At 73.0% G+C, this 22,743-nt stretch carries 25 protein-coding genes; 13 read left to right on the forward strand and 12 right to left on the reverse strand.

Features of this window, described 5'->3' with window-relative positions; all coding sequences use genetic code 11:
- Nucleotides 1-197: 197 nt before the first annotated feature.
- Nucleotides 198-1,832, forward strand: coding sequence for a malate synthase A (gene aceB, locus CW362_RS25270; protein WP_103551823.1), 1,635 nt, complete (start codon nt 198-200; stop codon nt 1,830-1,832).
- Between the two features lie 6 nt (nt 1,833-1,838).
- On the opposite strand, the gene CW362_RS25275 is transcribed toward aceB, so the two are convergent.
- The 3 genes from CW362_RS25275 to CW362_RS25285 are packed head-to-tail and all read right to left on the reverse strand — an operon-like array spanning nt 1,839 to nt 4,605.
- Nucleotides 1,839-2,123: an Rdx family protein gene (locus CW362_RS25275; protein ID WP_103551824.1), complete on the reverse strand. Its 285-nt coding sequence runs from the start codon at nt 2,121-2,123 to the stop codon at nt 1,839-1,841.
- Nucleotides 2,120-3,034 carry a HipA family kinase gene (locus CW362_RS25280; RefSeq protein WP_103551825.1) on the reverse strand — a complete coding sequence of 305 codons (915 nt, stop codon included), beginning with the start codon at nt 3,032-3,034 and terminating at the stop codon, nt 2,120-2,122. The genes CW362_RS25275 and CW362_RS25280 overlap by 4 nt, the downstream gene beginning before the upstream one ends.
- A gap of 41 nt (nt 3,035-3,075) precedes the next feature.
- On the reverse strand, nt 3,076-4,605 hold the full coding sequence (locus CW362_RS25285; RefSeq protein ID WP_103551850.1) for an IucA/IucC family protein: 1,530 nt from the start codon (nt 4,603-4,605) through the stop codon (nt 3,076-3,078).
- A gap of 93 nt (nt 4,606-4,698) precedes the next feature.
- On the opposite strand from CW362_RS25285, the gene CW362_RS25290 reads away from it, so the two are divergent.
- The 3 genes from CW362_RS25290 to CW362_RS25300 are packed head-to-tail and all read left to right on the forward strand — an operon-like array spanning nt 4,699 to nt 8,375.
- Nucleotides 4,699-6,210 (forward strand): IucA/IucC family protein, encoded by a 1,512-nt coding sequence (locus CW362_RS25290; protein ID WP_103551826.1) that lies wholly within the window; start codon nt 4,699-4,701, stop codon nt 6,208-6,210.
- A 54-nt stretch (nt 6,211-6,264) separates the two neighbouring features.
- The gene (locus CW362_RS25295) at nt 6,265-7,527 is read left to right on the forward strand and encodes a VWA domain-containing protein (protein WP_103551827.1); all 1,263 of its coding nucleotides are present in this window, start codon (nt 6,265-6,267) and stop codon (nt 7,525-7,527) included.
- Nucleotides 7,527-8,375, forward strand: coding sequence for a hypothetical protein (locus CW362_RS25300; protein WP_103551828.1), 849 nt, complete (start codon nt 7,527-7,529; stop codon nt 8,373-8,375). Before CW362_RS25295 ends, CW362_RS25300 begins: the two co-directional genes overlap by 1 nt.
- Nucleotides 8,376-8,526: 151 nt before the next feature.
- Here CW362_RS25300 and CW362_RS25305 read toward each other — a convergent pair whose 3' ends face one another.
- On the reverse strand, nt 8,527-9,165 hold the full coding sequence (locus CW362_RS25305; RefSeq protein WP_103551829.1) for a winged helix-turn-helix transcriptional regulator: 639 nt from the start codon (nt 9,163-9,165) through the stop codon (nt 8,527-8,529).
- Nucleotides 9,166-9,250: 85 nt separating this feature from the next.
- On the opposite strand from CW362_RS25305, the gene CW362_RS25310 reads away from it, so the two are divergent.
- The 4 genes from CW362_RS25310 to CW362_RS25325 all read left to right on the forward strand — a co-directional run bounded on the left by CW362_RS25310 (nt 9,251) and on the right by CW362_RS25325 (nt 12,430).
- Nucleotides 9,251-10,468 carry a pyridoxal phosphate-dependent aminotransferase gene (locus CW362_RS25310; protein ID WP_103551830.1) on the forward strand — a complete coding sequence of 406 codons (1,218 nt, stop codon included), beginning with the start codon at nt 9,251-9,253 and terminating at the stop codon, nt 10,466-10,468.
- Between the two features lie 103 nt (nt 10,469-10,571).
- A complete protein-coding gene (locus CW362_RS25315) occupies nt 10,572-11,222 on the forward strand; it encodes a histidine phosphatase family protein (RefSeq protein WP_103551831.1) in 651 nt (216 codons plus the stop codon).
- A 54-nt stretch (nt 11,223-11,276) separates the two neighbouring features.
- Nucleotides 11,277-11,930, forward strand: a complete 654-nt coding sequence (locus CW362_RS25320) for a hypothetical protein (RefSeq protein ID WP_103551832.1) — start codon at nt 11,277-11,279, stop codon at nt 11,928-11,930.
- Nucleotides 11,931-12,007: 77 nt separating this feature from the next.
- Nucleotides 12,008-12,430, forward strand: coding sequence for an acyl-CoA thioesterase (locus CW362_RS25325; RefSeq protein WP_103551851.1), 423 nt, complete (start codon nt 12,008-12,010; stop codon nt 12,428-12,430).
- Nucleotides 12,431-12,445: 15 nt separating this feature from the next.
- Here CW362_RS25325 and CW362_RS45345 read toward each other — a convergent pair whose 3' ends face one another.
- On the reverse strand, nt 12,446-13,090 hold the full coding sequence (locus CW362_RS45345; protein WP_103551833.1) for a TMEM175 family protein: 645 nt from the start codon (nt 13,088-13,090) through the stop codon (nt 12,446-12,448).
- Between the two features lie 233 nt (nt 13,091-13,323).
- Between CW362_RS45345 and CW362_RS25335 the strand changes: the two genes are divergently transcribed.
- Nucleotides 13,324-14,145, forward strand: a complete 822-nt coding sequence (locus CW362_RS25335) for a chitosanase (protein WP_103551834.1) — start codon at nt 13,324-13,326, stop codon at nt 14,143-14,145.
- 130 nt (nt 14,146-14,275) lie between these two features.
- Here CW362_RS25335 and CW362_RS25340 read toward each other — a convergent pair whose 3' ends face one another.
- From CW362_RS25340 to CW362_RS25365, 6 genes are all read right to left on the reverse strand, one after another.
- On the reverse strand, nt 14,276-15,652 hold the full coding sequence (locus tag CW362_RS25340) for an 8-oxoguanine deaminase (RefSeq protein ID WP_103551835.1): 1,377 nt from the start codon (nt 15,650-15,652) through the stop codon (nt 14,276-14,278).
- Nucleotides 15,653-15,831: 179 nt separating this feature from the next.
- Nucleotides 15,832-16,779 (reverse strand): factor-independent urate hydroxylase, encoded by a 948-nt coding sequence (gene pucL / locus CW362_RS25345; RefSeq protein ID WP_103551836.1) that lies wholly within the window; start codon nt 16,777-16,779, stop codon nt 15,832-15,834.
- 5 nt (nt 16,780-16,784) lie between these two features.
- Nucleotides 16,785-17,192, reverse strand: coding sequence for a hydroxyisourate hydrolase (gene uraH / locus CW362_RS25350; protein WP_103551837.1), 408 nt, complete (start codon nt 17,190-17,192; stop codon nt 16,785-16,787).
- Nucleotides 17,193-17,242: 50 nt separating this feature from the next.
- Nucleotides 17,243-17,773, reverse strand: coding sequence for a 2-oxo-4-hydroxy-4-carboxy-5-ureidoimidazoline decarboxylase (uraD, locus tag CW362_RS25355; RefSeq protein ID WP_103551838.1), 531 nt, complete (start codon nt 17,771-17,773; stop codon nt 17,243-17,245).
- 257 nt (nt 17,774-18,030) lie between these two features.
- The gene (locus tag CW362_RS25360; protein ID WP_103551839.1) at nt 18,031-18,399 is read right to left on the reverse strand and encodes a helix-turn-helix domain-containing protein; all 369 of its coding nucleotides are present in this window, start codon (nt 18,397-18,399) and stop codon (nt 18,031-18,033) included.
- On the reverse strand, nt 18,396-18,656 hold the full coding sequence (locus CW362_RS25365; RefSeq protein ID WP_103551840.1) for a YkoF family thiamine-binding protein: 261 nt from the start codon (nt 18,654-18,656) through the stop codon (nt 18,396-18,398). The genes CW362_RS25360 and CW362_RS25365 overlap by 4 nt, the downstream gene beginning before the upstream one ends.
- A gap of 227 nt (nt 18,657-18,883) precedes the next feature.
- Between CW362_RS25365 and CW362_RS25370 the strand changes: the two genes are divergently transcribed.
- The 4 genes from CW362_RS25370 to CW362_RS25385 all read left to right on the forward strand — a co-directional run bounded on the left by CW362_RS25370 (nt 18,884) and on the right by CW362_RS25385 (nt 21,924).
- On the forward strand, nt 18,884-19,723 hold the full coding sequence (locus CW362_RS25370; protein ID WP_103551841.1) for a TIM barrel protein: 840 nt from the start codon (nt 18,884-18,886) through the stop codon (nt 19,721-19,723).
- A gap of 64 nt (nt 19,724-19,787) precedes the next feature.
- Nucleotides 19,788-20,681, forward strand: coding sequence for a 2-hydroxy-3-oxopropionate reductase (locus CW362_RS25375; RefSeq protein ID WP_103551842.1), 894 nt, complete (start codon nt 19,788-19,790; stop codon nt 20,679-20,681).
- 219 nt (nt 20,682-20,900) lie between these two features.
- Nucleotides 20,901-21,149 carry a hypothetical protein gene (locus tag CW362_RS25380; protein WP_240658032.1) on the forward strand — a complete coding sequence of 83 codons (249 nt, stop codon included), beginning with the start codon at nt 20,901-20,903 and terminating at the stop codon, nt 21,147-21,149.
- A gap of 190 nt (nt 21,150-21,339) precedes the next feature.
- Nucleotides 21,340-21,924: a TIGR04222 domain-containing membrane protein gene (locus CW362_RS25385; RefSeq protein ID WP_103551844.1), complete on the forward strand. Its 585-nt coding sequence runs from the start codon at nt 21,340-21,342 to the stop codon at nt 21,922-21,924.
- On the opposite strand, the gene CW362_RS25390 is transcribed toward CW362_RS25385, so the two are convergent.
- Nucleotides 21,893-22,743 (reverse strand): alpha/beta fold hydrolase (locus CW362_RS25390; protein WP_103551845.1); only part of this gene is annotated, 851 nt, incomplete at its 5' end. The two genes, CW362_RS25385 and CW362_RS25390, sit on opposite strands and share 32 nt — an antisense overlap.

Genomic DNA, 22,743 nt, shown 5'->3' on the forward strand with positions numbered 1-22,743 from the left:
GCGTCTCGTCGGACCGGAACGCGCCGAAGGGGCCGGGCACCGTCCCCGCGACGCCACGGCACCGGGTGCCGGGCGCGGTGACGCCGTCCGTGGTTCGCTCGTTCGACCGGCACGGGGCGCGCCCGCGGGACCGACCCGTACGCGACCCGCCCGTGACCGCTCGCCCGCACGCAGCTCGCCGAAGGAAGTGACAGCTCATGTCCGCACCAGCGCCGTCCTCGCCGACCGTCGTCGACGCCGAGCCCCTGCCCCGGCAGGAGGAGGTCCTCACCGAAGCGGCCCTCGCCTTCGTGGCCGAGCTGCACCGGCGGTTCACTCCCCGGCGTGACGAGCTCCTCGCCCGGCGCGCGGAGCGGCGCGCCGAGATCGCCCGCACCTCCACGCTCGGCTTCCTCCCGGAGACCGCCGCGATCCGGGAGGACGACTCCTGGAGGGTGGCCCCCGCTCCGGCCGCGCTCGAGGACCGCCGGGTCGAGATCACCGGCCCCACCGACCGCAAGATGACGGTCAACGCCCTCAACTCCGGTGCCCGGGTCTGGCTCGCGGACTTCGAGGACGCCTCGGCGCCCACCTGGGAGAACGTCGTCCTCGGCCAGCTGAACCTGATCGACGCGTACACCCGGAACATCGACTTCACCGACCCGGGCTCCGGCAAGTCGTACGCCCTCCGGCCGGACGCCGAGCTCGCGACCGTCGTGATGCGGCCGCGCGGCTGGCACCTGGACGAGCGTCATCTCGTCGCCCCCGACGGCACGCCCGTGCCCGGCGCGCTGGTCGACTTCGGCCTCTACTTCTTCCACAACGCCCAAAGGCTGCTCGACCTCGGCAAGGGCCCGTACTTCTACCTGCCCAAGACCGAGTCCCACCTCGAAGCCCGGCTGTGGAACGACGTGTTCGTCTTCGCGCAGGACCACGTCGGGATCCCGCAGGGCACGGTCCGCGCGACCGTGCTGATCGAGACGATCACGGCCGCGTACGAGATGGACGAGATCCTCTACGAACTCCGCGACCACGCCTCCGGGTTGAACGCGGGCCGCTGGGACTACCTCTTCTCCATCGTCAAGAACTTCCGTGACGGGGGAGCCAAGTTCGTCCTGCCGGACCGCAACGCGGTCACGATGACGGCCCCGTTCATGCGCGCTTACACCGAACTCCTCGTCCGCACCTGCCACAAGAGGGGCGCTCACGCGATCGGCGGCATGGCCGCGTTCATCCCCTCGCGACGCGACGAGGAGGTCAACCGGGTCGCCTTCGAGAAGGTCAAGGCCGACAAGGACCGTGAGGCGGCCGACGGTTTCGACGGCTCGTGGGTGGCCCACCCCGACCTCGTCCCGATCGCGACGGCCTCCTTCGACGCCGTCCTCGGCGACCGGCCGAACCAGAAGGACCGGCTGCGCGAGGACGTGTCGGTCGCGGCCGGCGACCTCATCGCCGTCGACTCCCTCGACGCGCGGCCGACGTACGACGGCCTGGTCAACGCCGTTCAGGTCGGCATCCGTTACATCGAGGCATGGCTGCGCGGGCTGGGCGCGGTCGCCATCTTCAACCTCATGGAGGACGCCGCCACCGCCGAGATCTCGCGCTCGCAGATCTGGCAGTGGATCAACGCGGGCGTCGTCTTCGAGCACGACGGCCGGACGGTGGCGGCCACCCCGGAGCTGACCCGTGAGATCGCCGCGCGGGAACTCGCGGACATCCGCGCCGGGATCGGCGAGGAGGCCTTCGCGGCCGGCCGCTGGCAGCAGGCGCACGACCTGCTCCTGAAGGTCGCGCTGGACGAGCACTACGTGGACTTCCTGACCCTGCCCGCCTACGAGCAGCTGAGGGGCTGACCCGGCTCAGTCCGCCGTACGGTCCGAGTGGCCCAGGGATTTCTCCGGGGCCACCCGGTCGCGTACCAGGCGCTTGACCGCGGTCGGCTCGGGGAAGCCCTGCTCACGGCGGTCCCAGACCACCTCGTCGTCGACCCGGACGACGAAGACGCCGCCGGTGCCGGGCTTCAGGGACAGCTCGTCGAGCTCCGCCTCGAAGGTGGTGAGCAGTTCCTGGGCGAGCCAGGCCGCGCGGGGCAGCCAGCGGCACTGGGTGCAGTACTCGATCTGGACCCGGTGGACGTCCGTCATCCCAGATGCACCGACCAATCCTGTTCCGCCGCCGGTTTGCCGTGCAGGTCCGGGACGCGTTTGAGCCAGTCCGGGCGGCCGCGCTGGGTCCGCTCCGCGCGGTCGGCGTCCTCGGCCGCGAGCTGTTCACGGCTCGGGAAGTCCGTGGGGAGCCAGGCCGCGGAGGCGCGGACCCGGGCGAGGAGGTAGGCGGCGTACGCCTCGCGGACCGCGTCCGGGCCCGTGAAGCCGGGCTCCTCCGCCAGCCAGGCGTCGGGCACCTGCGCCAGGACCGAGCGCAGCAGTTCCCCGGTGACCCTGGGGGCGAGTTCGGCGTCGGCCGCGCGGGTGTCCGGGCCGTGGCCGCCGAGCGCGTGGTTCCTGAAGTCGTAGGCCTTCTCCGGCGCCGAGGCGTCCCAGCGGTGGTGGAAGACGAGGGCGGCGCCGTGGTCGATCAGCCACAGGCGCGGCGGCGCGACGCCGAGGGTGGGCCAGACCATCAGGTTCGAGCTGTGCACCGTGCGGTCCACGTTGACGGTGAGGGCGTCCAGCCAGACCACCTTGCCCGCCTCCAGCGGGTCGACGGGGAACGTCCGCGCGACCTCGGGGGTGAAGTCCTTCGCGCCCGGCAGGTAGTCCATGCCGAGGTTGAGCCCGGCACTGGCCCTGAGCAGGTCCTGGACCTCCTGGTGGGGTTCGTGCCCGCCGACGGCCGGGTCGAAGTGGACGAGGACCAGCTCGGGGAAGCGCAGTCCGAGGGCCCGGGCCAGCTCGCCGACGATGATCTCGGCGACCAGCGCCTTGTGGCCCTGGGCGGACCCCGTGAACTTCACGACGTAGGTCCCCAGGTCGTCGGCCTCGACGACTCCGGGGACGGAGCCGCCCGCCGTCAGCGGGGTCACGTATCGAACAGCGGTCACGTCGCGGAGCACAGGTCACACTGTAGGACAACCCGTCCTCCGGCTCACCGGCGTCATGTACCGGCCAACGGGTTCGGCAGGGGTACGTAGCGGGCGTCGGCCCCGTCCGCGTCCGTCCAGCGGAGCAGCAGGTTGGTCTTGCCCGGGAGGGTGGGCGAGGAGAGCAGCGCGGCGGTCTCGGGGAGGCCGAGGTCCTCGCCGCAGCGGTGGAGCTCCTGTCGTACGGCGGGCCAGGGGTCCGTGCCGGGGAACCGTTCGGCGAGGAGGGCGGCCAGCTCGGAGAGGTGGTTGACGACCAGGCAGTAGACGAGCCGCTCCCAGCCGGCCGCGCGGGTCACCGACGGCAGCAGTTTCACGCCCTCCGCGTCCCGGAACAGGGCCTGGACGGGCGTGCCGTCCGCGTCCACGGCCACCAGCGTGTTCTGCAGATGGGCCTCGACGACGACTCCGTGGCGGGCGAACGCCTCCAGCACCGGGGGCACCGTCCGGCGGAGGTAGGCGGCCCACCAGAAAGAGGGGTCGGTGAGCCGGTCGAGCGGACTGCCCTCGAAGCCCTCCACCAGGGCGGCGGCGAGCAGCGGGGTGGCGCCGGGGACGAGGTGGCCGCGCAGTCCGTCGCGGACCAGGACGGCGAGCTCCTCGAAGGCGAAGCCCGCGGTGCGCCAGCCGCGGTCGCTCAGCCAGGCGGCGGGCCCGTCCTGCGCGGCGAACGCGGCGGCGGCGGCCGCGTCGGTGGCCCGCGCCTTCAGCAGGTCGTGCCGCCACAGCCGGCGAATGTCGTTGGTGATGCGGACGTCCAGGCTGAACTTGAGGAACAGGTCGTCCTCGGGGGCGTGGAGCGTACGCACGGCGGCGGTCGGCCACAGCGGGCGGGCGGTGGGTCCGAGGCGCAGGAGCCTGCCGTCCGCGAAGGCGTCCCGGATCGCCGGGCTGTCCCCGGTCAGGGCCAGCTGCCAGGGGTGCGCGGGCAGCAGCCGGTAACCGTCGGGGGCCCGGCCCAGGGTGTCGAGCGCCCGGGTGTCGCCCTCCTCGACGACCGTGTCCTCGCGCACGGCGAGCAGTTCCAGCGGGAAGCGGGTGTGGGCCTCGGGGGCGTACGGCAGCCAGCCGGCAGCCGGGCCGCCGCCGCGTGTCTTGGGTGCCGGGTGGTACGGGTGCCCCATGATCAGGGACTGTTCGGAGCGCAGGTACGGGTCCTCGGGGGGCGGCGCGGCGGCGCGGGCGCGCAGGAGGGCCGCGACCACCTCCCGGCTGTCGGTCATCTCCGCGGGCAGGCGGGTGTTGTCCACTCCGGTGGCCAGGCGCAGTTCGTCCGCGGCGAGTTCGACCAGCTCCCGGTGCGCGAGCCGGTGCCAGGCCCCGTCGGTGTGCACCTCGGGCGCGAAGGGGCGCCGGCTCCCCCGGACGCGCAGCTCCCGGCCGCTCGCGCGCAGCCGGTGGACGTCCAGCCGTCCCGTGGGCTCCGCCAGTTCGCGAAGGAGACAATTGAGCAACGGCGCGGCGGCGTACGCGTCGGCGGCCTCGTCCGTGTCGCCCGCCGTGAGCTGGGAGAACACGGTCGGCTTGAAGTCCACGCGATCCATCCGGTCCATTCGATTCGTACGGTGCACTGGTGATCAGTATGTCCGCCGCGGCGGACGGTCACGACGCAGTCCCCGTACACAAGGAGCCCGCCTGTGCCCCGTCCCTCCACGCCCGACACCGAGGCCGCGTTCGCCGAGGAGCTGAGCGTCGTACGCCCCGGGCTGTCGGCGCCGTACGCGCTGGCCCTGCCCGGTGCCCGGGCCGCCGTGCTGACCCGGCTGTGGCGCGCGCTGGCGTACGAGCCGCTGCCCTGGATCGCCCGGCGCGAGGCGGACCGTGAGGGGCTGACGCTCCGCCTCGCGGACGGCCGGCGGCTGCGCGGACCGCTTCCGGACCCGTACGCCACCTCCGCCTACGTCACCGAAGTGCGGCTCGGCGAGCGGGCGTACGACCGTCCGGAGGCGGTCGTCGGTGCTCTCGGCGTGCCGAACGGTGGTGCCTTCTCGGCCGAACTCGGGAACAGCGTGGCCTCCTTGGCGCTGTCTCGGGCGAACCGGACGTCCGAGGACCTTCCCGGGGCGTCCGGGGCGAGCTGGGCGTGGGAGCAGCGGGTCGTCGACGGGCATCCGTACCACCCCAACTGCCGTGCGCGGCCCGGGTTCTCGGTGGCCGAGCAGCTCGCGTACGGGCCGGAGCACCGGACGTCGGTGCGGCTGGGCCTGGTGGCGGTGGACGACGTCCTCGTCACGGGCCGGTGGCCGAAGTGGCTGCGGGACGGGGAGCGGGTGCTGGTCCCGGTGCATCCCTGGCAGGCCGCCCACGTGCTGGACGCGTCGGTCCAGGAGGGCTTCGCCGCCCGCCCGTTGATGTCCCTGCGCACCCTGGCGGTGCCGGACGGGACCCATGTGAAGACGGCGCTGAGCGCCCGGCTGACCTCGTCGGTGCGGGACATCTCGGAGTACTCCGTGCGGACTGCGGACACGGTCTCGGCGTTCATGGAGGAGACGACGGCCCGTCTGGGCGCGCCGCTGCACATCACCCGCACCCTCGGCGCGGCCACCGCCGGTTCCCCCGATCTCGCGGCGGTGGTGCGGGAGTCCCCGGACGGGTACGCGGGCGAGGGCGAGCGGTGCGTCCCGGTGGCCGCGCTTCCGCTGACCGGGCTGCCCGGGAAGGCTTCCTGGCTGGCGGAGTTCACCCGGCTCGTCCTCACCGTGGGGCTGCGGCTGCTGGAGCTCGGGGTGGCCCTGGAGGCGCACGGCCAGAACCTGCTCGTGATCCTCGACCGCGCGGGCTCCCCCGTCCGGCTCGTCTACCGCGACCTGGCCGACATCCGGGTGAGTCCGGCCCGGCTGGCCCTCCACGGCGTCCCGGTCCCGGAGTTGTCCGGGCGCATCGTGACCGACGACGAGAGGGCCCTGCGCCGCAAGCTCTTCGGCTCCCTCGTCGGCGGCGCGCTGGGCGCGACGGCGGGCTCGGCGGCCGCGCTCCGCGAGGCCCTCGCGAGCGTCGCGGCGGATCTCCCGCGCACGCCGGACCTCCCCGCGCTCCTCGGCGAGCCGGTCCCCGCCAAGGCGCTGACCCTGATGCGGCTCTCCCCCGGAACCCCCGGTGACCTGTGGACACGGCTGCCCCGGCCGCTCGCGGGACCCGGCTCGTCATGACGCGGGACACCTCTCGTTTTTACGATCGGCACCTTTGATCAATAGGATCCGCCGATGATCACAAGACAACGGCTGGCGGCGGGCGTCTGCGCCCTGCTCGCCTTCCTGGCCGCCGGGATCGCCTTCCCGGCCGGGGCGGTCGCCGACGAAATCTCGGCGACCGCGCCCAAGGTCGAACTGCTGCTGGACGTCAGCGGTTCGATGCGGGCCCGGGACATCGACGGCGAGTCGCGGATGTCCGCGGCGAAGCAGGCGTTCAACGAAGTGCTCGACGCGACGCCGCAGGAGGTGCAGCTCGGCATCCGCACCCTCGGCGCCAACTATTCGGGGGACGACCGCAAGACGGGCTGCAAGGACACGGCCCAGCTGTACCCGGTGGGGACGCTGGACCGCACCGAGGCCAAGACCGCGGTCGCGACCCTCAGCCCGACCGGCTGGACCCCGATAGGCCCCGCGCTGCTCAAGGCGGCCGACGACCTCAAGGGCGGTGAGGGCACCCGTCGCATCGTGCTGATCAGCGACGGCGAGGACACCTGCCAGCCGCTCGACCCGTGCCAGGTGGCCCGCGAGATCGCGGCCAAGGGCATCGACCTGACCATCGACACCCTGGGCCTGGTCCCCAACCTCAAGGTGAGCAGGCAGCTCAGCTGCATCGCCGAGGCCACCGGTGGCTCGTACACCTCGGTGGAGCACAAGGAGCAGCTCAGCGACCGCGTCAACCAGTTGGTGGACCGCGCCGCCGATCCGGTGGTCAAGCCGGTGGCCGTGAAGGGCGCCGACTCGTGCACCGACGCGCCCGTCGTCAAGTCGGGCTTCTACACCGACCGCGAGGAGTTCTCCCAGCACCGCTGGTACCGCGTGGAGGTCGCGCCCGGCAAGGAGCTGCGCGCCTCGGTGAGCATCGCGGCCGACCGTCAGGTCCACCCCGACTACGGGGTGCTGCTGCGTGCCGTCACCGTGCACGGCCGGGAGATCGTGCGCGGCGAGTCGGCCGGTACCGGCCGCACCGACCTCGTCTCGACCGGTCTGCGCTACCCGAAGCCCGAGAGCGACGACGAGGACGCGCCCGCCGAGGTCGTGTGCCTCCAGGTGTCCAACTCCTTCTCGGCCGCGCCCGGCGTGAAGACCACGCCCGGAATGCCCCTGGAACTGACGGTCGACGTCGTCGACGGGCCGGACCAGGCGAGCGACGTGGCCTCCTTCGGCCTCGGCCGCGGCTGGTGGCTGCTCGGCGCCCTGGTGCTGACCGGCTTCCTCGCGGGTCTGCTGTGGGGCTGGATCTCCCGCTGGCGGTTCTCGGTCTGGAGGACCAACTGATGCGTATCCGACGTGTACTGAGCACCACGGCCCTCCTCGCGGGGGTCGCCGCGGCGCCCGCGCTGCTCGGCGCGGCCGCCTTCCCGGCCCTCGCCGACTCCTCGCCGTCCGCGAGCCCCTCGGGTGACGACTCCGCGCCCACCGAGGCCGGTACGTCGTTCCGCACGGCGACCGAGGTCGAGCAGGGCACGCAGGCCACCGCCGGCGCCTCCACGGGTGACTACCTGTACTGGCAGTTCCCCGCGGACGCGGGACAGCAGCCCACCGTGAAGGCGACGGTGAAGCTGCCCGAGGCGTCCAAGCGCGCCGCCTCCGAGACCTGGCAGATCGACGTGTACGACGGGCTGCGGCGCCGTCAGGCCTGCCAGTACGGGGCGCAGACCCGGACGGCGGGCGCGGACGCGTCCTCCGTGGAGCTGTCCTGCACCCTGCGCACCGTTCGCGCCTGGTCGGAGACCTGGGCCAACGACCCGCTGCCGGGCACCTATTACGTCCGGCTGACCGCCACCGGTCTGGGGACGGCCGATCTGGGTCTGCCGATGAGCGCGCAGCTCCAGGTGGACTCGAAGGACATCGGCGGTTCGGCGGCGGTCGACGGCTCGCTCGCCAAGCCGTTGGTCCCGGGCATCGCCGTGACGTCCGCGGACTCCGAGGAGGACGGTTCCGACGACGCGTCCGACTCGAAGACGGCGACGCTGTCCTCGCTGCGGCCCGACACCTCCGCCTGGTGGTCCGACCGCTGGGTGTGGACCGCGCTCGGCGGCGTCCTCGCGGCGCTCGCCGGCATCTGGGGCTACTCGCTGACGCGGGGCCGCGGACGTCCCTCGCGGATTCCGCCGGGCGCCTGACCCGAAGGCCGTGGACCGAGGCCCGCGCCGCTCCCCGTCGGGGGGCGGCGCGGGCCTCTCGCTCGTGGTGCGGGGCACGGCGGCCCCGTGCGGCGGTCGGGGCCGGAAGGACACCCGTGCGCCCCGCGATCGGGCGCCCGCCCCGGGGGCGTCACGCCTCGCGGAGCGCTTCGGCGAGCGGCCCCTCGCCCGTCACGTCCACGCTCCGCCCGCGCAGCGCGTCGAGCAGCGTCAACGCGCCCTGGTTCAGGGCCTCGCACGTCCGCGCGTCCGGGGCCAGACGGGCGTCCGGCTCCCGCGGGGCGGGCCCGTCCCCGTAGAGCGGTCCTTCCCCGGCGCCCAGCCACACATGGAACAGGCCCTCGTCCAGGCGGACTTCGACCAGTCCCTCCCCCACCCCGGCGGTGTCGAGACCGCGCAGCAGCGGCAGCGCGAACCAGTGGGCCCGCACCGCGTCGGTGGGCCGCCGCTCGCCCAGCGCGGGAGCGCCCCACTCCCCGAGCGCCTGCAGGACGGGCAGCAGATCCCTTCCGCGGCCGGTGAGTTCGTACACGTAGGCCGCGCCCGGAGGCGGAAGGCGCCGGCGGGCGGTCAGCCCGTCGCGCTCCATGTCCTTGAGCCGGGAGGCGAGGACGTCGGTGCTGACACCCGGCAGATCGGCGTGCAGGTCGGTGTAGCGGCGCGGTCCGCCGAGCAGTTCGCGGACGATCAGGAGGGTCCACCGGTCTCCGACGGCGTCGAGGGCGCGGGCGGCGGAACAGTACTGGTCGTAGCTTCGGCGCGGTGACATGTGACGCAGTCTAGCTATCTTGTTGGACTTTCCAAGCTCCTGCTTGGTAAAACCAAGCAACACCACAACCGGAGGGGCGCAGCGCATGGAGTTCCGGCAGTCGAGCAAGCTCAACGAGGTCTGTTACGAGATCCGCGGCCCGGTGATCGAGCACGCCGACGCACTGGAGGCGGCGGGCCACAGCGTGCTGCGCCTGAACACCGGCAACCCCGCCCTCTTCGGGTTCGAGGCGCCGGAGGAGATCCTCCAGGACATGATCCGGATGCTGCCCCGGGCGCACGGCTACACCGACTCGCGCGGCATCCTGTCCGCCCGCCGAGCCGTGGCCCAGCGCTACCAGGACCGGGGCCTGGACGTCGGCGTGGACGACGTCTTCCTCGGCAACGGCGTCTCGGAGCTGATCTCCATGGCCGTACAGGCGCTGGTCGAGGACGGCGACGAAGTCCTCGTCCCCGCACCGGACTACCCGCTCTGGACGGCGGTCACCACCCTCGCCGGCGGCAAGGCGGTGCACTACCTCTGCGACGAGCGGTCCGACTGGTACCCGGACCTGGAGGACATGGCGGCGAAGATCACCGACCGGACCCGGGCCGTCGTCATCATCAACCCCAACAACCCGACGGGCGCGGTCTATCCGAAGGAGATCGTCGAGGGCATCCTCGATCTCGCCCGCCGCCACGGCCTGATGGTCCTCGCCGACGAGGTCTACGACCAGATCCTCTACGACGACGCCGTGCACCACTCGGCCGCCGCCCTCGCCCCCGACCTGGTGGTCCTCACCTTCTGCGGGCTGTCCAAGACGTACCGCGTGGCCGGCTTCCGTTCCGGCTGGCTGGTCGTCACGGGCCCCAGGCAGCACGCGCGCGACTACCTGGAGGGGCTGACGATGCTGGCCTCGATGCGGCTGTGCGCCAACGCCCCGGCCCAGTACGCCATCCAGGCCGCGCTCGGCGGCCGCCAGTCGATCCACGAGCTGACCGCGCCCGGCGGCCGGCTCCGGGAACAGCGCGACCGGGCCTGGGAGAAGCTCAACGAGATCCCCGGCGTCTCGTGCGTCAAGCCCAAGGGCGCGCTGTACGCGTTCCCGCGCATCGACCCCGCGGTGTATCCGATCCACGACGACGAGAAGTTCGTCCTCGACCTGCTGCTGCGCGAGAAGATCCAGGTCGTCCAGGGCACCGGCTTCAACTGGCCGCACCCCGACCACTTCCGCATCCTCACCCTCCCGCACGCCGACGACCTGGACGCGGCGATCAGCCGGATCGGACGGTTCCTGAGCGGGTACCGGCAGGAGAAGGTCTGAGGCGCCGGGTGGGCCGTCCGGAGGATCCGGTGCTGCGGCCGCGCCCACCCGGTGTCACCGTACGAGGGACGGCGGCGGACACGGGGACGGAAGGGGCGCGGCGATGGGTGACCTGCTCCTCGTACGGCACGGTGAGACCGAATGGTCGATGTCGGGGCGGCACACGGGGTCGACCGACGTCCCGCTGACCGACAACGGCCGCGAACAGGCGCGGCGGCTGCGTCCGCTGATCGCCCGGCACCACATCGCGGCGGCGTTCGTCAGCCCGATGCGCCGGGCGCGCGAGACGGCCGAACTGGCCGGGATCGGCCACGCCCGCGTCGACGCGGACCTGCGCGAGTGGGACTACGGCGGGTACGAGGGGGTCACGACCCTGGAGATCCACCGGGAGCGGCCCGACTGGTTCCTGTTCACCGACGGTGTCGCCCCCGGGCCGCCCGAGCACCCGGGTGAGAGCCCGGACGAGGTCGGGGTGCGCGCCGAGCGGGTGCTGGCCAGGATCGACGCGGCGCTCGCCGAGTCGGAGGGCAGCGTGGTGGTCGTCTCGCACGGCCACTTCCTGCGGGTGCTGACCGCGCGGCGGCTCGGTCTGACCGCCCGGTCCGGCGCCCTCTTCCAGCTCGGCACCGGGACGATGAGCCGGCTGAGCACGGAGCACCGCCGACACGTGGTGGCCGGCTGGAATGTCAGACCCGACGCGTACTGTTCCCATGACTCCCTCTCCCCGGCGGAAGAGGGGCCGGAGGAACACTGAGCCGCGGCCGGGCCGGAGCGCCGTGGCATCACCGGGTGGTGGAGGGAGCGCTCCGTGACACGACCGCCGACCGCCGCGCAGCGGCGCATCGTCGACGCGGCCGACCCCGTGACCGGGCGGCTGAGGGGTACGGAGGCGCAGCTCGCCGCCCTGGTGAAGCGGGGACTCGCCTTCCGCCATCCGCGCCCCCCGCGCGACCACTTCCTGACACCGGCCGGGCACCGGCTGCGCGAGGATCCCGGGACCCCCGGGCCGGCCGGGGCCCCCGGGCCGGCCGGGGACGCGAGGGCATCGGCTCCGGCGGCGGCCGGGGTGTTCGCGGCGCGGATCGGCGGCGAGGAGGCGGCCGAGGAGGGACCCGCGCGGCGCAGGGAGGTGCGCAGTGCCTGGCAAGGGCTCCTGGAACTGCGCCGGATGACCCGTCCGGACGGCGCGACCGGTCTTCCGTGCGCCTGGGAGCGGACGCATCTGGTGCAGGCGGCCGCGCTCGCGCTGGAGGCGGCGGGGCACCGGCCCGCCAGGGCCGAGGGCGGCGGGTACCGGGTACGGGCGACACCGCAGCCGGAGGCCGTGGCCGTGCACGAGCCGGACCCCGCGGCGCTGCGGGCCTGTGCGGCCACCCTGGAGGAGGCGGGCTGGCAGGCCGGCGAACACACGCAGCCGCGCACGGGCGTCCGGTACGTCCTGGCCTCGCCCCGGCGGACGTGAGCCCGCGGGCGCCGGGCGCCGCGGTCGCCCCGGCGACCGCCGTCGAGAAGCAGTCAGCAGTCGTCGAAGGGAAAGTCGTGACAGAGCCGTTCTCCGTCCCCGTGACCGTTCGTGGGTACGAGACCGATGTGCAGGGCCACCTCAACCAGAGCGTCTACCTCCAGTACGCCGAGCACGCCCGCTGGTCGCTGCTGCACGCGTCCGGGATCAGCCAGGCGAAGCTGGCGGCGCGCGGGGTGGGCCCGGTGGTGCTGGAGACGACCATCCGCTACCTGCGCGAACTGCGGGCCGGTGACGAGGTCGAGGTGACGTGCGCCTTCCTCTGGGGCGAGGGCAGGAGTTTCCGCATCGAGCAGACCGTCAGGAAGACCGACGGCACGGTGTCCGCCGAGATCACGGCGGTCGGCGGGCTGATGGACCTCACCGAGCGCCGCCTGGTGCCGGGGGCACGGGACGCCTTCACGTCACTGGCCGCCGACCCCGGGCCGCTCGGCCTCTGATCCGGCCGGGCCTCCTCACGCCTCTCCTTCTCCCGCCCCGGCCCCGACCCCGTCAGGTGCACGGACCGGCACCGGCACCTGGTTGAAGCCGTAGTAGAGCGCCAGCATCCCGTGCGCGGCGAGGGTCAGCGGCGCCGAGACGAAGGAGAGCGCGACGGTCGCCGGATAGGCGAGGGAGCCGAGGGCGAAACGGACCCGGGTGCGCCGGGCGCCTTCCACGTCGACGCGGCTGTCGAAGAGGTGTCCGGTGCGGGTCAGATGCCACCACACCGCCTGGAACGCGAGGGCCATGGCCACCATGAGCAGGCTGTAGACGGCGGCGGCGGCATGAGACGCCTTTCCCTCACGCAGGTACTCCGCGACCATCGCCGTCGGCCAGGGAATGGCGGCCACCACCATGAGCAGGAGCAGGTTCAGGAACATCAGGGCGCGGTCGACCCGCGCGACGTAGCTGAACACCTGGTGGTGGTTGACCCACATGATGCCGATCACCAGGAAGCTGACGACGTAGGCGGCGTAGGAGGGCCACTGCTCTCCGAGCGCGTGCCACAGCCCGCCGTTCTCACCGGCCTCGGGGACCTTGATCTCCAGGATCAGCAAGGTGATCGCGATGGCGAACACGCCGTCGCTGAAGGCCTCCACACGGCCCGACTCGTTCATGACCGACTCCCCCGTCGTGGCCGCGTCCTCGTCCCGGTTTCCGCACGCGCACACCGCGCGACCCGTGTGCCCCATGTGCCCCGCATGCGCTCAGACCGTAGCCCAGCGCGGTTCGGCAGTGGGGCTCGAAGCGCCAACTCGCCCTGACTCAACGGGTGTACGTCGCCTCCGAACTCTGGTAGGAAACTTTCCTAACAGTACGCGGCAACACCGCTCCCCCAACCGGAGGTACCGTGCACACCCCCCACATACGCACTTCGCGTCGCACCCTGCTCACCCTGATCGGAGCCTCACTGGTGGCAGGCGCAGCCCCCCTGATCGCCTCCCAGGCCGCGACCGCCTCGCCGGCCGGTCTGGACGACCCGGCGAAGAAGGAGATCGCCATGAAGCTGGTCTCCAGCGCGGAGAACTCCTCGCTGGACTGGAAGGCGCAGTACAAGTACATCGAGGACATCGGTGACGGGCGCGGCTACACCGCCGGGATCATCGGCTTCTGTTCGGGCACGGGAGACATGCTCGACCTCGTCGAGCTGTACGGCCGGCGCAAGCCCGGCAACGTCCTGGCCAAGTACCTGCCGGCCCTGCGCGAGGTGAACGGCAGCGACTCCCACGAGGGCCTGGACCCCGGCTTCCCGGCCGACTGGCGCCGGGCGGCCCAGGACACGGCGTTCCAGCAGGCCCAGAACGACGAGCGGGACCGTGTCTACTTCAACCCCGCCGTCCAGCAGGGCAAGGCCGACGGCATCGGCACCCTCGGCCAGTTCACCTACTACGACGCCATCGTGATGCACGGCAACGGTGACGACGGCACCAGTTTCGGCAGCATCCGGCGGCGCGCCCTCTCCAAGGCCAAGCCGCCGGCCCAGGGCGGCGACGAGGTGACGTACCTGAACGCCTTCCTCGACGCCCGGGTGTGGGCCATGAAGCAGGAGGAGGCCCACTCCGACACCACCCGGGTGGACACCGAGCAACGGGTCTTCGTGCGCAAGCGGAACCTGAACCTCGACACGCCGCTGGACTGGAAGGTCTACGGCGACAGCTACCACATCGGCTGAGAAGCGCGGCGGAAGGACCGTTCCGGGGCGCGCGCGGACGCGCGCGCCCCGGAGGCGGCCGCCGCGGACCCCGCTCGGGTCCGCGGCCACCGGCCGAGGGCCGTCCCCCTCGGCCGGAGTTCCCCGGCGGTCAGGCCTGTCCGGCGATCCTCGCGAGGCGCCGTGCCTCGTCCCGGGTGGAACGGGCGACGGCGTCCTCGTCGACGTGCAGCAGGTGACCGTCCTCGACGACCGGGCGGCCGTTCACGAGCGAGAGGGTGACCGGGGCGGCGGCGCCGAAGACCAGCGCCGTCACCGGGTCGGCGATCGAGGCGTGGGCCAGGGTGTCCAGCCGCCACAGCACGAGGTCGGCGAGCTTGCCCGCCTCCAGGGAGCCGATCTGGCTCGCCCGGCCCAGGACCTGGGCCCCTCCGTAGGTGCCGAGACGCAGTGCCTGACGAGCGTTCAGGGCGGCCTCGCGGTGGGCGCCGAGCCGATTGACGAGCAGGGCGTTGCGCAGTTCGGTGTGGAGTTCGCCGGACTCGTTGGAGGCGGTGCCGTCGACGCCGAGGCCGACCGGGACGCCGGCCGCGAGCATGTCGGGGACCCGGGCGATGCCCGCGGCCAGCCGGGCGTTGGAGGAGGGACAGTGGGCGACCCCCGTCCCCGTCCGGGCGAAGGCGGCGATGTCGGAGTCGTTCATGTGGACGCAGTGCGCCATCCACACGTCCTCGCCGAGCCAGCCGGTCGACTCGAAGTAGTCGGTCGGTCCCATGCCGAACAGTTCCTTGCAGAACTGCTCCTCCTCGACGGTCTCGGAACCGTGCGTGTGCAGCCGCACTCCCTTGCGGCGGGCCAACTCAGCTCCCTGACGCATGAGTTCGGTGGAGACGGAGAAGGGCGAGCAGGGCGCGACGGCGATCTGGGTCATGCTGGCGAAGGAGGCGTCGTGGTGCTCGTCGACGGTCGCCTCGGTGGCGGCCAGGGCCCCTTCGAGGGTCTCGACGGCGAAGTCCGGCGGCAGTCCGCCGTCCTTCTCGCTGCGGTCCATGGAGCCGCGGGCGAGGGTGAAGCGGACGCCGGTCTCGCGGGCGGCCCGGATGATCGCCCCGGACATGTCGCCGGAGCCCTCGGGGAAGACGTAGTGGTGGTCCATGGCGGTGGTGACGCCGCCGCGGGCCATCATCGCGAGGGAGCCCTGCGCGGCCGCGTAGGCCATCTGCTCGTCGATGCGCGCCCAGATCGGGTACAGGGCGACGAGCCAGTCGAACAGGTTGTGGTCCGTGGCGAGGCCGCGGGTGATCCACTGGTAGAAGTGGTGGTGGGTGTTCACCAGACCGGGTGTGGCCAGATGTCCGGTGCCGTCGACGCGGCGGACCACGTTCTCCAGGCCGTCGGGGGCCTTTCCTGCACCCACCGACTCGATCAGGTCGTCGGCGACGACGACGTGGCCCGAGGCGTGCTCCGTGTCGCCCGCGTCCACGGTCGCGACGGCGCAGTTCTCGATGACGATGCGCTGGACTGCCACTGCGGTTCCTCGTTCTTCCCGTCGGCGGACGGACCCGGGGGCCGGGCGGGGTGACGGCCGGGTCCGTGGTGCTGTGTGGTTGCGCGGGTACCCCGCTCTCCCCGGAAACACGACACCGGCGCCCGCGCCGGGGCGGCGGTACCGCGGGGGCGGTCCGGGCGGGACCGCCGGGTGCGGTTCTACAGGTTCGTGAGGTCCACCGGGATGCGCGGCTCGCGGCCGTCACGCAGAACAGTGGCCTCGATGAGCCCGTACGGGCGGTCGGCGGCGAAGTAGACCTCGTTGTCGTTCTCCAGGCCGAACGGCTTCAGGTCGACCAGGAAGTGATGCTTGTTCGGGAGCGAGAAGCGGACCTCGTCGATCTCGTCGCGGTGGTCGATGATCCGCGCGCCCATCTGGTAGAGCGTCTGCTGGAGCGAGAGGGAGTAGGTGTCCGCGAAGGCCTGGAGCATGTGCTTCCTGACCTGCTCGTAGGAGGTGTCCCAGTCGGGCATCGACCGCTCGTCGCCGGTCCAGTTGAAGCGCCAGCGGCCGGAGACCCGGGTGGCGAGGATGCGGTCGTGGGCCTCGGGCAGCGTCGTGTAACGGTCCTTGACGTAGCCCCAGAACTCGGAGTCCGTCGAGTTCATCACGACGAGGTCCTTCAGACCCGAGACGACCTCCCACGCCCCGCCGTCGTAGGTGATCTGGGTGACGCGGGTCTCCTGGCCCTTGCGGACGAAGGAGTGCCTCGGCTCGTCCGCGCCCGGGGCCCGCGACCCGGTGTCCGGGACCTCGATGCGTTCCCAGGCGTACTCCTCGATGCGGATGCGGGCCCGCTCGATCGGCTCCTGGCTGGTCACGAAGTGCCGGGCGAGGTGGATGCCGAACCGCTCGGCGGACTCGATGCCGTGCTCCTTGGCGAAGGCGTACACCGTGTTCTTGGTGGTGTCGGTCGGCAGGACGTTGGCGTTGGAGCCGGAGAGGTGGACCTCCTCCATGTCGCCGCTCAGCGCGACGGACACGTTCAGGTCCTTGATGTGGTGCGTGGCGCCGTCGCGGGTGATCCGGACGACGCGGGTCTCGGCCTTGCCGTACTGGTTCTGGCCCAGGAGCACCGGGCGGCCCTCGCGGGAAGGTTCGGTCATCTCTGCTAGCTCCCTCGGTAAACGGAGTAGCCGAACGGGTTGAGCAGCAGCGGTACGTGGTAGTGCTCGCCCGGCCTGACGGCGAAGGTGACGGCCACCTCGGGGAAGAACGTCTCGCCGTCCCGGTTCGCGGGGGCGTCCTGCCGCGCCTCGGCTCGCTGTGCCGTTGTCGCCGGATCCTGTTCGAAGTACCGCTCGACCTCGAAGTCGAGCCGTACGTGGGTCGTGCCCTCCGGGGGCTCCGGAAGGTCCTTGCACCGGCCGTCCGCGTCGGTCGCGGAGCCGCCGAGCGCCCGCCAGTCGTCCTCGCACCCCGCGCGGGCGGCGAGCCGGACGGGGACGCCCCGGGCGGGGCGTCCCACGCTGGTGTCCAGGACGTGGGTGGACACGGAGGCCGTGCTGTCGGTGCTCATGCCTCTTCCTCCTGTACGGGGCCGGCGGTCACGTCCTGCGTGCGTGGCCGTCAGCCGCCTTCCGCGCCGGACGACCCGTCCCGCACGAGGCCGCCGAGCCTGATGCGATTGATCTTCCCCAGTTCCACGCGGACGATCTCGCGCTCCCGCTCGGCGGAGTTGCCGATCCGCTCCCTGACCGCGTCGCGCATCTGCTCGCCGGTCAGGCCGGTGGCGCAGATGAGGAAGACGTGGCCGAACCTCTCCTGGTAGGCCAGGTTCAGTGCGAGCATCTCCTCCCTCAGCTCCGCGGAGGCGCCGGCCATCCCGCGCTGTTCGCGGGACGAGGTCGGGTCCCCGGGCTTCGGCCGTCCGATGGGCGGGTGCCCCGCCATCGCCTCCGTCAGGTCGGCGGTGGTGAGGCCGGCCGTGGCGGCGTCGCTCTCGGCGTACAGGTCGTCGGCGCCGGCGTAGGGGCGGGCGGCCAGCAGCCGCTCGGCCCAGGCGCGGGAGGCGCACACCTCGTGGAGGACGGCGCGGGCCGCGCCCTCCTCGAGGGCGTTGAAGCGGGCGAGGCCGCCGGATGCCCTGCTCGACGTCATGAGGAGCCTCCGTGGCCTTGTGCGGGACGGGCTGCGCACAGCTAACGCCCTCGGCGACAACCACGTCAACACTTTGTTGAAAACTTCGGGTTACGGGAGATCACGGGGACCACCGCCCCGCGGCTCCGGACGGCGGCGGCCCGCGACCGGCGGAACCCCACCGGCCCGAAGCGCGTTCCCGCCGGCCAGGCGCCCTCCCGCGACCGCCGGCCAGGCGCCTTCCGGCCGTCGGCCAGGCATCTTCCGGCCGCCGCCGGTCAGGCGTCCTTCTCGCGGTTCAGGTAGTTGTAGACGGTGAACCGGCTGACGCCGAGCGCGCTCGCCACGGTCTCCACGCCGTGCCGCACGGAGAAGGCCCCGCGGGCTTCCAGTATGCGCACGATCTCCTGTTTGGCCTTGCGGTCGAGCTCCGCGAGCGGCCTGCCGCTCCTGCGCTCCAGGGTGGCGAGGATGCGGTCGAGCGAGTCGGCGAGCTGGGGCAGGCGCACGGCGACGACGTCCGTACCCTCCCAGGCCAGGACGACGTCGTCGGCCCCGGCCCGCTCGGGCGGCAGCATCTCCCCGCCCATGGCGTCGACCAGCGGTTTGACCGCCGCGACGAAGGGGTCGTCCGCGAACCCGGTCAACTGTCGCCCTCCCCGGTCCCGCCCACGACGTTCAGCTGGAGCGAGACCCGGGTGGCACCCGCCTCCAGGACCTTGCGCAGAAGCGTGTCGACGGCGGCGAGCACGGCCTCCGCGCCGCCTTCCGCGGTGTTGCCGAACGGGCCGACGTCCACGGCGTCCAGCTCGGCCGCCCCGATGACCTCACGGGCGACCAGCGCGTGCCGGGGCGCCTCGTCGAGATCGAAGGGCTCGGTCGTGAACTCCACTCTCAATCGCACGGGGTCAACCTACTGCGCGCCGCGGACGCCCCGGCAAGCCCCCTGCGGACCGATCGGGCCACGGCCTCGGCTTTCCGTCGGCACCCCCTTGACAACCCTCGCACCCCGACGGCAATCTTCCATTGAGCAGAAACAAGTTTCCACAATGCGGAATTGCTACGCGAGAACCCTCGATCACCGGTCCGGCCGACGGCACGGCCGCCCGTACGGAAGGGAGCGCCGACCCCATGGGATTCGCGGACCAGCGCTACGCCGTCAATCTGTCGATCCTCTTCACGGAACTCCCGCTCCTGGAGCGTCCGGCGGCGGCCGCGGCGGCGGGCTTCACCGCGGTCGAGCTGTGGTGGCCCTGGCCCGCCTCCCCCACGCCCGAGCCGTCCGGACTCGACGCCCTGAGGACCGCGATCGAGGCCGCGGGCGTCCGGCTGACCGGCCTGAACCTCTACGCCGGACGGTTGCCCGGTCCGGACCGGGGCGCCCTGTCCCTGCCCGGGGAGGAGTCCGCGAGGTTCCGGGCCAACATCGACGTGGCCACCGGCTTCGCCGGGTCGCTGGGCTGCACGGCGCTCAACGCCCTGTACGGCAACCGCGTCGACGGCGTGGACCCGGACGAGCAGGACGCGCTCGCGCTGGAGAACCTGGTCCTCGCGGCGCGGGCCGCGGACCGGATCGGCGCAGTCCTCCTCGTCGAGACCCTCAACGAGCGGGAGTCGCCGGACTATCCGCTGGTGAGCGCCGCGGCCGGTGTCGCCGTCGTCGACAAGGTCAACGCGGCGACCGGCCTCGGCAACACCAGGTTCCTCATGGACCTCTACCACCTCGCCATGAACGGCGAGGACCTGCCGGGGGTGATCGCCGCCCACGCCGGCCGGACCGGTCACGTGCAGATCGCGGACAGCCCCGGCCGGGGCGCGCCGGGCACCGGCACGCTCCCCCTGGAGGAGCTCCTCGACCGGCTCGCCGCCGCCGGTTACGAAGGCCGGATCGGCCTGGAGTACAGGCCTGGCGACCGGCCGAGCGCGGGGGCCTTCGACTGGCTGCCCGCCACGGCCCGGGCCGCCCGTTGAACGGCACCCCGGTGCGGCGACGGGGATTTCGACGACGTGACCGAGATTCCGGAGAGGCATCCTCATGAGCGACAACCTCCCCAAGGTGGCATGGATCGGCCTCGGCATCATGGGCTCGCCCATGTCGGAGAACCTGATCGAGGCCGGTTACGACGTCACCGGTCACACGCTGGAGCGGGACAAACTGGAGCGCCTGGCCGCCGCGGGAGGCACCGCCGCCGCCTCGGTCGCCGAGGCCGTACGGGACGCCGACGTGGTGATCACGATGGTGCCCGCCTCCCCGCAGGTCGAGGCCGTCGCGTACGGCCCCGACGGCATCCTGGAGAACGTGCGGCCCGGCGCGCTGCTGATCGACATGTCCTCGATCACCCCGGGGACCTCGGTGGACCTCGCGAGGGCCGGTGCCGAGAAGGGTGTCCGGGTGCTGGACGCCCCCGTGTCCGGCGGCGAGGCCGGAGCGGTCGAGGCCGTGCTGTCGATCATGGTCGGTGGTGAACGGGCCGTCTTCGACGAGGCGAAGCCCGTCTTCGAGGCGCTCGGCAGGACCATCGTCCTGTGCGGTCCGCACGGCTCGGGCCAGACCGTGAAGGCGGCCAATCAGCTGATCGTCGCCGTGAACATCCAGGCGTGCGCCGAGGCCGTGGTCTTCCTGGAGCGTTCCGGGGTGGACCTGGGGGCCGCGCTCGACGTCCTCGGCGGCGGCCTCGCGGGCTCCACCGTGCTGGCCCGCAAGAAGGACAACTTCCTGAACCGTGACTTCGAGCCGGGCTTCCGTGTCGACCTGCACCACAAGGACATGGGCATCGTCACGGACGCCGCCCGCGCGGTGGGCGCCGTGCTGCCCGTGGGCGCCGTGGTCGCCCAGCTCGTCGCCGGCCTGCGCGCACAGGGCGACGGCGGCCTGGACCACTCCGCGCTGCTGCGCGCGGTCGAACGCCTCTCGGGCACCCGGGTCTGAACCACGGCGGGGCTCCGCCCGGCCGTGCGAGACGTCCGGGCCGCGGCGGCGCCGACAAGTCCTGTCGCGCCCAGGCGCCGCCGCGGCCCGGATCCCCGTCCGGCGGCACGGACCCGCCGTCGCGCCCGGCCTCGCTCCGTCGGACGGCAGCCGGCCGTACGGGCTCCGGGTGCGGATTCCGGCCGCGGCCAGCAGCCTTGGAGCATGGAGGCTGACGGCATGGAATTCCCCAGGATCGTGGTGCACACACCGGGGCTGGACGGGTCGCGGCGGGTCACCGAGGGCGACCGGGTGCTCGGCATCGCCTACCACCTCGACGACGTGGTCGAGATCCTGCGCCAGGCGGACGTCGACCTCGACGCGATCGAGGTCGAGGAGAGCGACATCATCGAGTGGCAGGGCGGCGGTCCGGACGACTGGCCCGGCCTCTCCGAGCACACGGTCCACCCGGAGCACACGGACGGATGAGGCTGCGGCCGGACTCCGGCCGTACACAAGTGGGCGTAGAGCGCCTACGGAACCCTCAAATCAACCTCTGAACACCGCCCGGGGGGCTTCACCTCCCGCCGGATGAGGCACATTCTCGGCACACGGGTCCCGCCGGCACGGGGGCGGCGGGTCCCGAACGGGGGGTACGGGGGTACACGGGGGTAGCACCATGAGCGGGAGCGCGGCGGTCGGGCTCGGGCCTCAGACCGTCGCGCTGCTGCGTGGCGGGCCCCGCGCGGCCGTGCAGGTCGCTGTGCTCGCCCTGCATCTGCGGGGCGCCGTGGCCGCGGGACGGCCGGGCACGGTGCGGGTCTCGGGCCCGGCCGTGGGAAGGTCCTCCGAGTCGGGGATCACCCTGGAGAGAGCCGTGTACGGCTCCCTCTACAACCCTGCGGGAATACGGGAGTTGACGGAGCGGCCGCGCGTGCGGCGCGCGCTGGCGGAGCTGCGGGGCGAGGCCGCCGCGGCCGGACTGCTGCACCGCCTGCCCCCTCACCGGACGCGCGCCGCCCGGCGCGCTCTCAGGGAGCTGCGCGCCTCGTTCCCCCCGCCCGCCGGACCGGAGGGCCTGTCCACCGCCGGTGTCCTGCTCGCGGTCGCCCTGCACGGCGACACCGCCCTGACCGTGCTGGCGCCGCGCTTCACCGCGGCCGCCGGACTGACGGGCCGTGGCGGGCGCCAGGAACGCGGACCGTCCTGGAGCGGCGGGGAGGGCGGCGGTTTCACCGGCTGCGCGGGCGGCTGGGAGGCCTGAGGCCGCGTGCGGTGACCGCCCGCGGATCCTCCAGGAACGGCAGGACGTGCCGGAGGAAGAGCCCCGGCCGTTCGTTGTACGGCTCGTGGGCCGTGGGCAGCCGGACACTCGGCGTCCCCGCGGGAAGGACGCGCCGGGCGCGCCGGCCGTCGAGGAACGCGGGGACGACCGGGTCGCGGCGCCCCCACAGGAGCAGGATCGGCAGATCGAGGGCAGCGGGGTCCACGAGGCCGAAGTCCGGGTCCACGAGCCCTCGCCACAGCGCGCAGTGCACCGCCAGCCTCCGCTCGTCGTGCGGCAGTCCGCGCGCGCGGGCGTACGTCCCCCGCGCGCTCGGTGTGCCCAGCCGGCCCAGATAGGCGCGGGCCAGCGGGACGACGAGCCGACGGGCACGGGCGGGGCGGCCCATCACCTCGCGGCAGAACCACCGGGTGAGCGCGGTGTGCCGGGTGAAGCCCGCCGGGCCGATCAGGACGAGCGCGGTGAGCGACGCGGCGCGGGGGCCCTCGGCGAGACGGCAGGCGACATAGCCGCCGACGCTGTTGCCGAGCACGGCGACCTCCCGCACGCCCTGCTCCTCGGCGAGCGCGTCGATCACCCGCTCCGCGACCTCCACCAGCCCTTCGGGAGTGACCCGCCCGGGTTCCGGCGCGGTCGAGCCGCCGTACCCGGGCCAGTCCACGACGAAGGTGCGGTACCGGTCGGCGAGGGCGGGCAGCACGGCGTCGAAGTCGCGGCCGTCCCCGGGGTTGGCGTGCAGGAGCAGCAGCGCGGGGGCGCCGGACGGGACCGGGGCCTCCTCGGGCCGGGCGCCGGGGA

The organism is Streptomyces populi (assembly GCF_002911015.1).
Lineage (GTDB): Bacteria > Actinomycetota > Actinomycetes > Streptomycetales > Streptomycetaceae > Streptomyces > Streptomyces populi.

Bases quoted from the DNA above. Each gene is read 5' to 3' on its own strand.
- uraH (WP_103551837.1), bottom strand. From the start codon at position 17,192: ATGAGCACCGACAGCACGGCCTCCGTGTCCACCCACGTCCTGGACACC.
- CW362_RS25315 (WP_103551831.1), top strand. From the start codon at position 10,572: ATGGGTGACCTGCTCCTCGTACGGCACGGTGAGACCGAATGGTCGATG.
- CW362_RS25285 (WP_103551850.1), bottom strand. From the start codon at position 4,605: ATGGATCGCGTGGACTTCAAGCCGACCGTGTTCTCCCAGCTCACGGCG.
- uraD (WP_103551838.1), bottom strand. From the start codon at position 17,773: ATGACGTCGAGCAGGGCATCCGGCGGCCTCGCCCGCTTCAACGCCCTC.
- CW362_RS45345 (WP_103551833.1), bottom strand. From the start codon at position 13,090: ATGAACGAGTCGGGCCGTGTGGAGGCCTTCAGCGACGGCGTGTTCGCC.
- pucL (WP_103551836.1), bottom strand. From the start codon at position 16,779: ATGACCGAACCTTCCCGCGAGGGCCGCCCGGTGCTCCTGGGCCAGAAC.
- CW362_RS25380 (WP_240658032.1), top strand. From the start codon at position 20,901: ATGGAATTCCCCAGGATCGTGGTGCACACACCGGGGCTGGACGGGTCG.
- CW362_RS25300 (WP_103551828.1), top strand. From the start codon at position 7,527: ATGCGTATCCGACGTGTACTGAGCACCACGGCCCTCCTCGCGGGGGTC.
- CW362_RS25295 (WP_103551827.1), top strand. From the start codon at position 6,265: ATGATCACAAGACAACGGCTGGCGGCGGGCGTCTGCGCCCTGCTCGCC.
- CW362_RS25370 (WP_103551841.1), top strand. From the start codon at position 18,884: ATGGGATTCGCGGACCAGCGCTACGCCGTCAATCTGTCGATCCTCTTC.
- CW362_RS25385 (WP_103551844.1), top strand. From the start codon at position 21,340: ATGAGCGGGAGCGCGGCGGTCGGGCTCGGGCCTCAGACCGTCGCGCTG.
- CW362_RS25310 (WP_103551830.1), top strand. From the start codon at position 9,251: ATGGAGTTCCGGCAGTCGAGCAAGCTCAACGAGGTCTGTTACGAGATC.
- CW362_RS25305 (WP_103551829.1), bottom strand. From the start codon at position 9,165: ATGTCACCGCGCCGAAGCTACGACCAGTACTGTTCCGCCGCCCGCGCC.
- CW362_RS25275 (WP_103551824.1), bottom strand. From the start codon at position 2,123: ATGACGGACGTCCACCGGGTCCAGATCGAGTACTGCACCCAGTGCCGC.
- aceB (WP_103551823.1), top strand. From the start codon at position 198: ATGTCCGCACCAGCGCCGTCCTCGCCGACCGTCGTCGACGCCGAGCCC.
- CW362_RS25375 (WP_103551842.1), top strand. From the start codon at position 19,788: ATGAGCGACAACCTCCCCAAGGTGGCATGGATCGGCCTCGGCATCATG.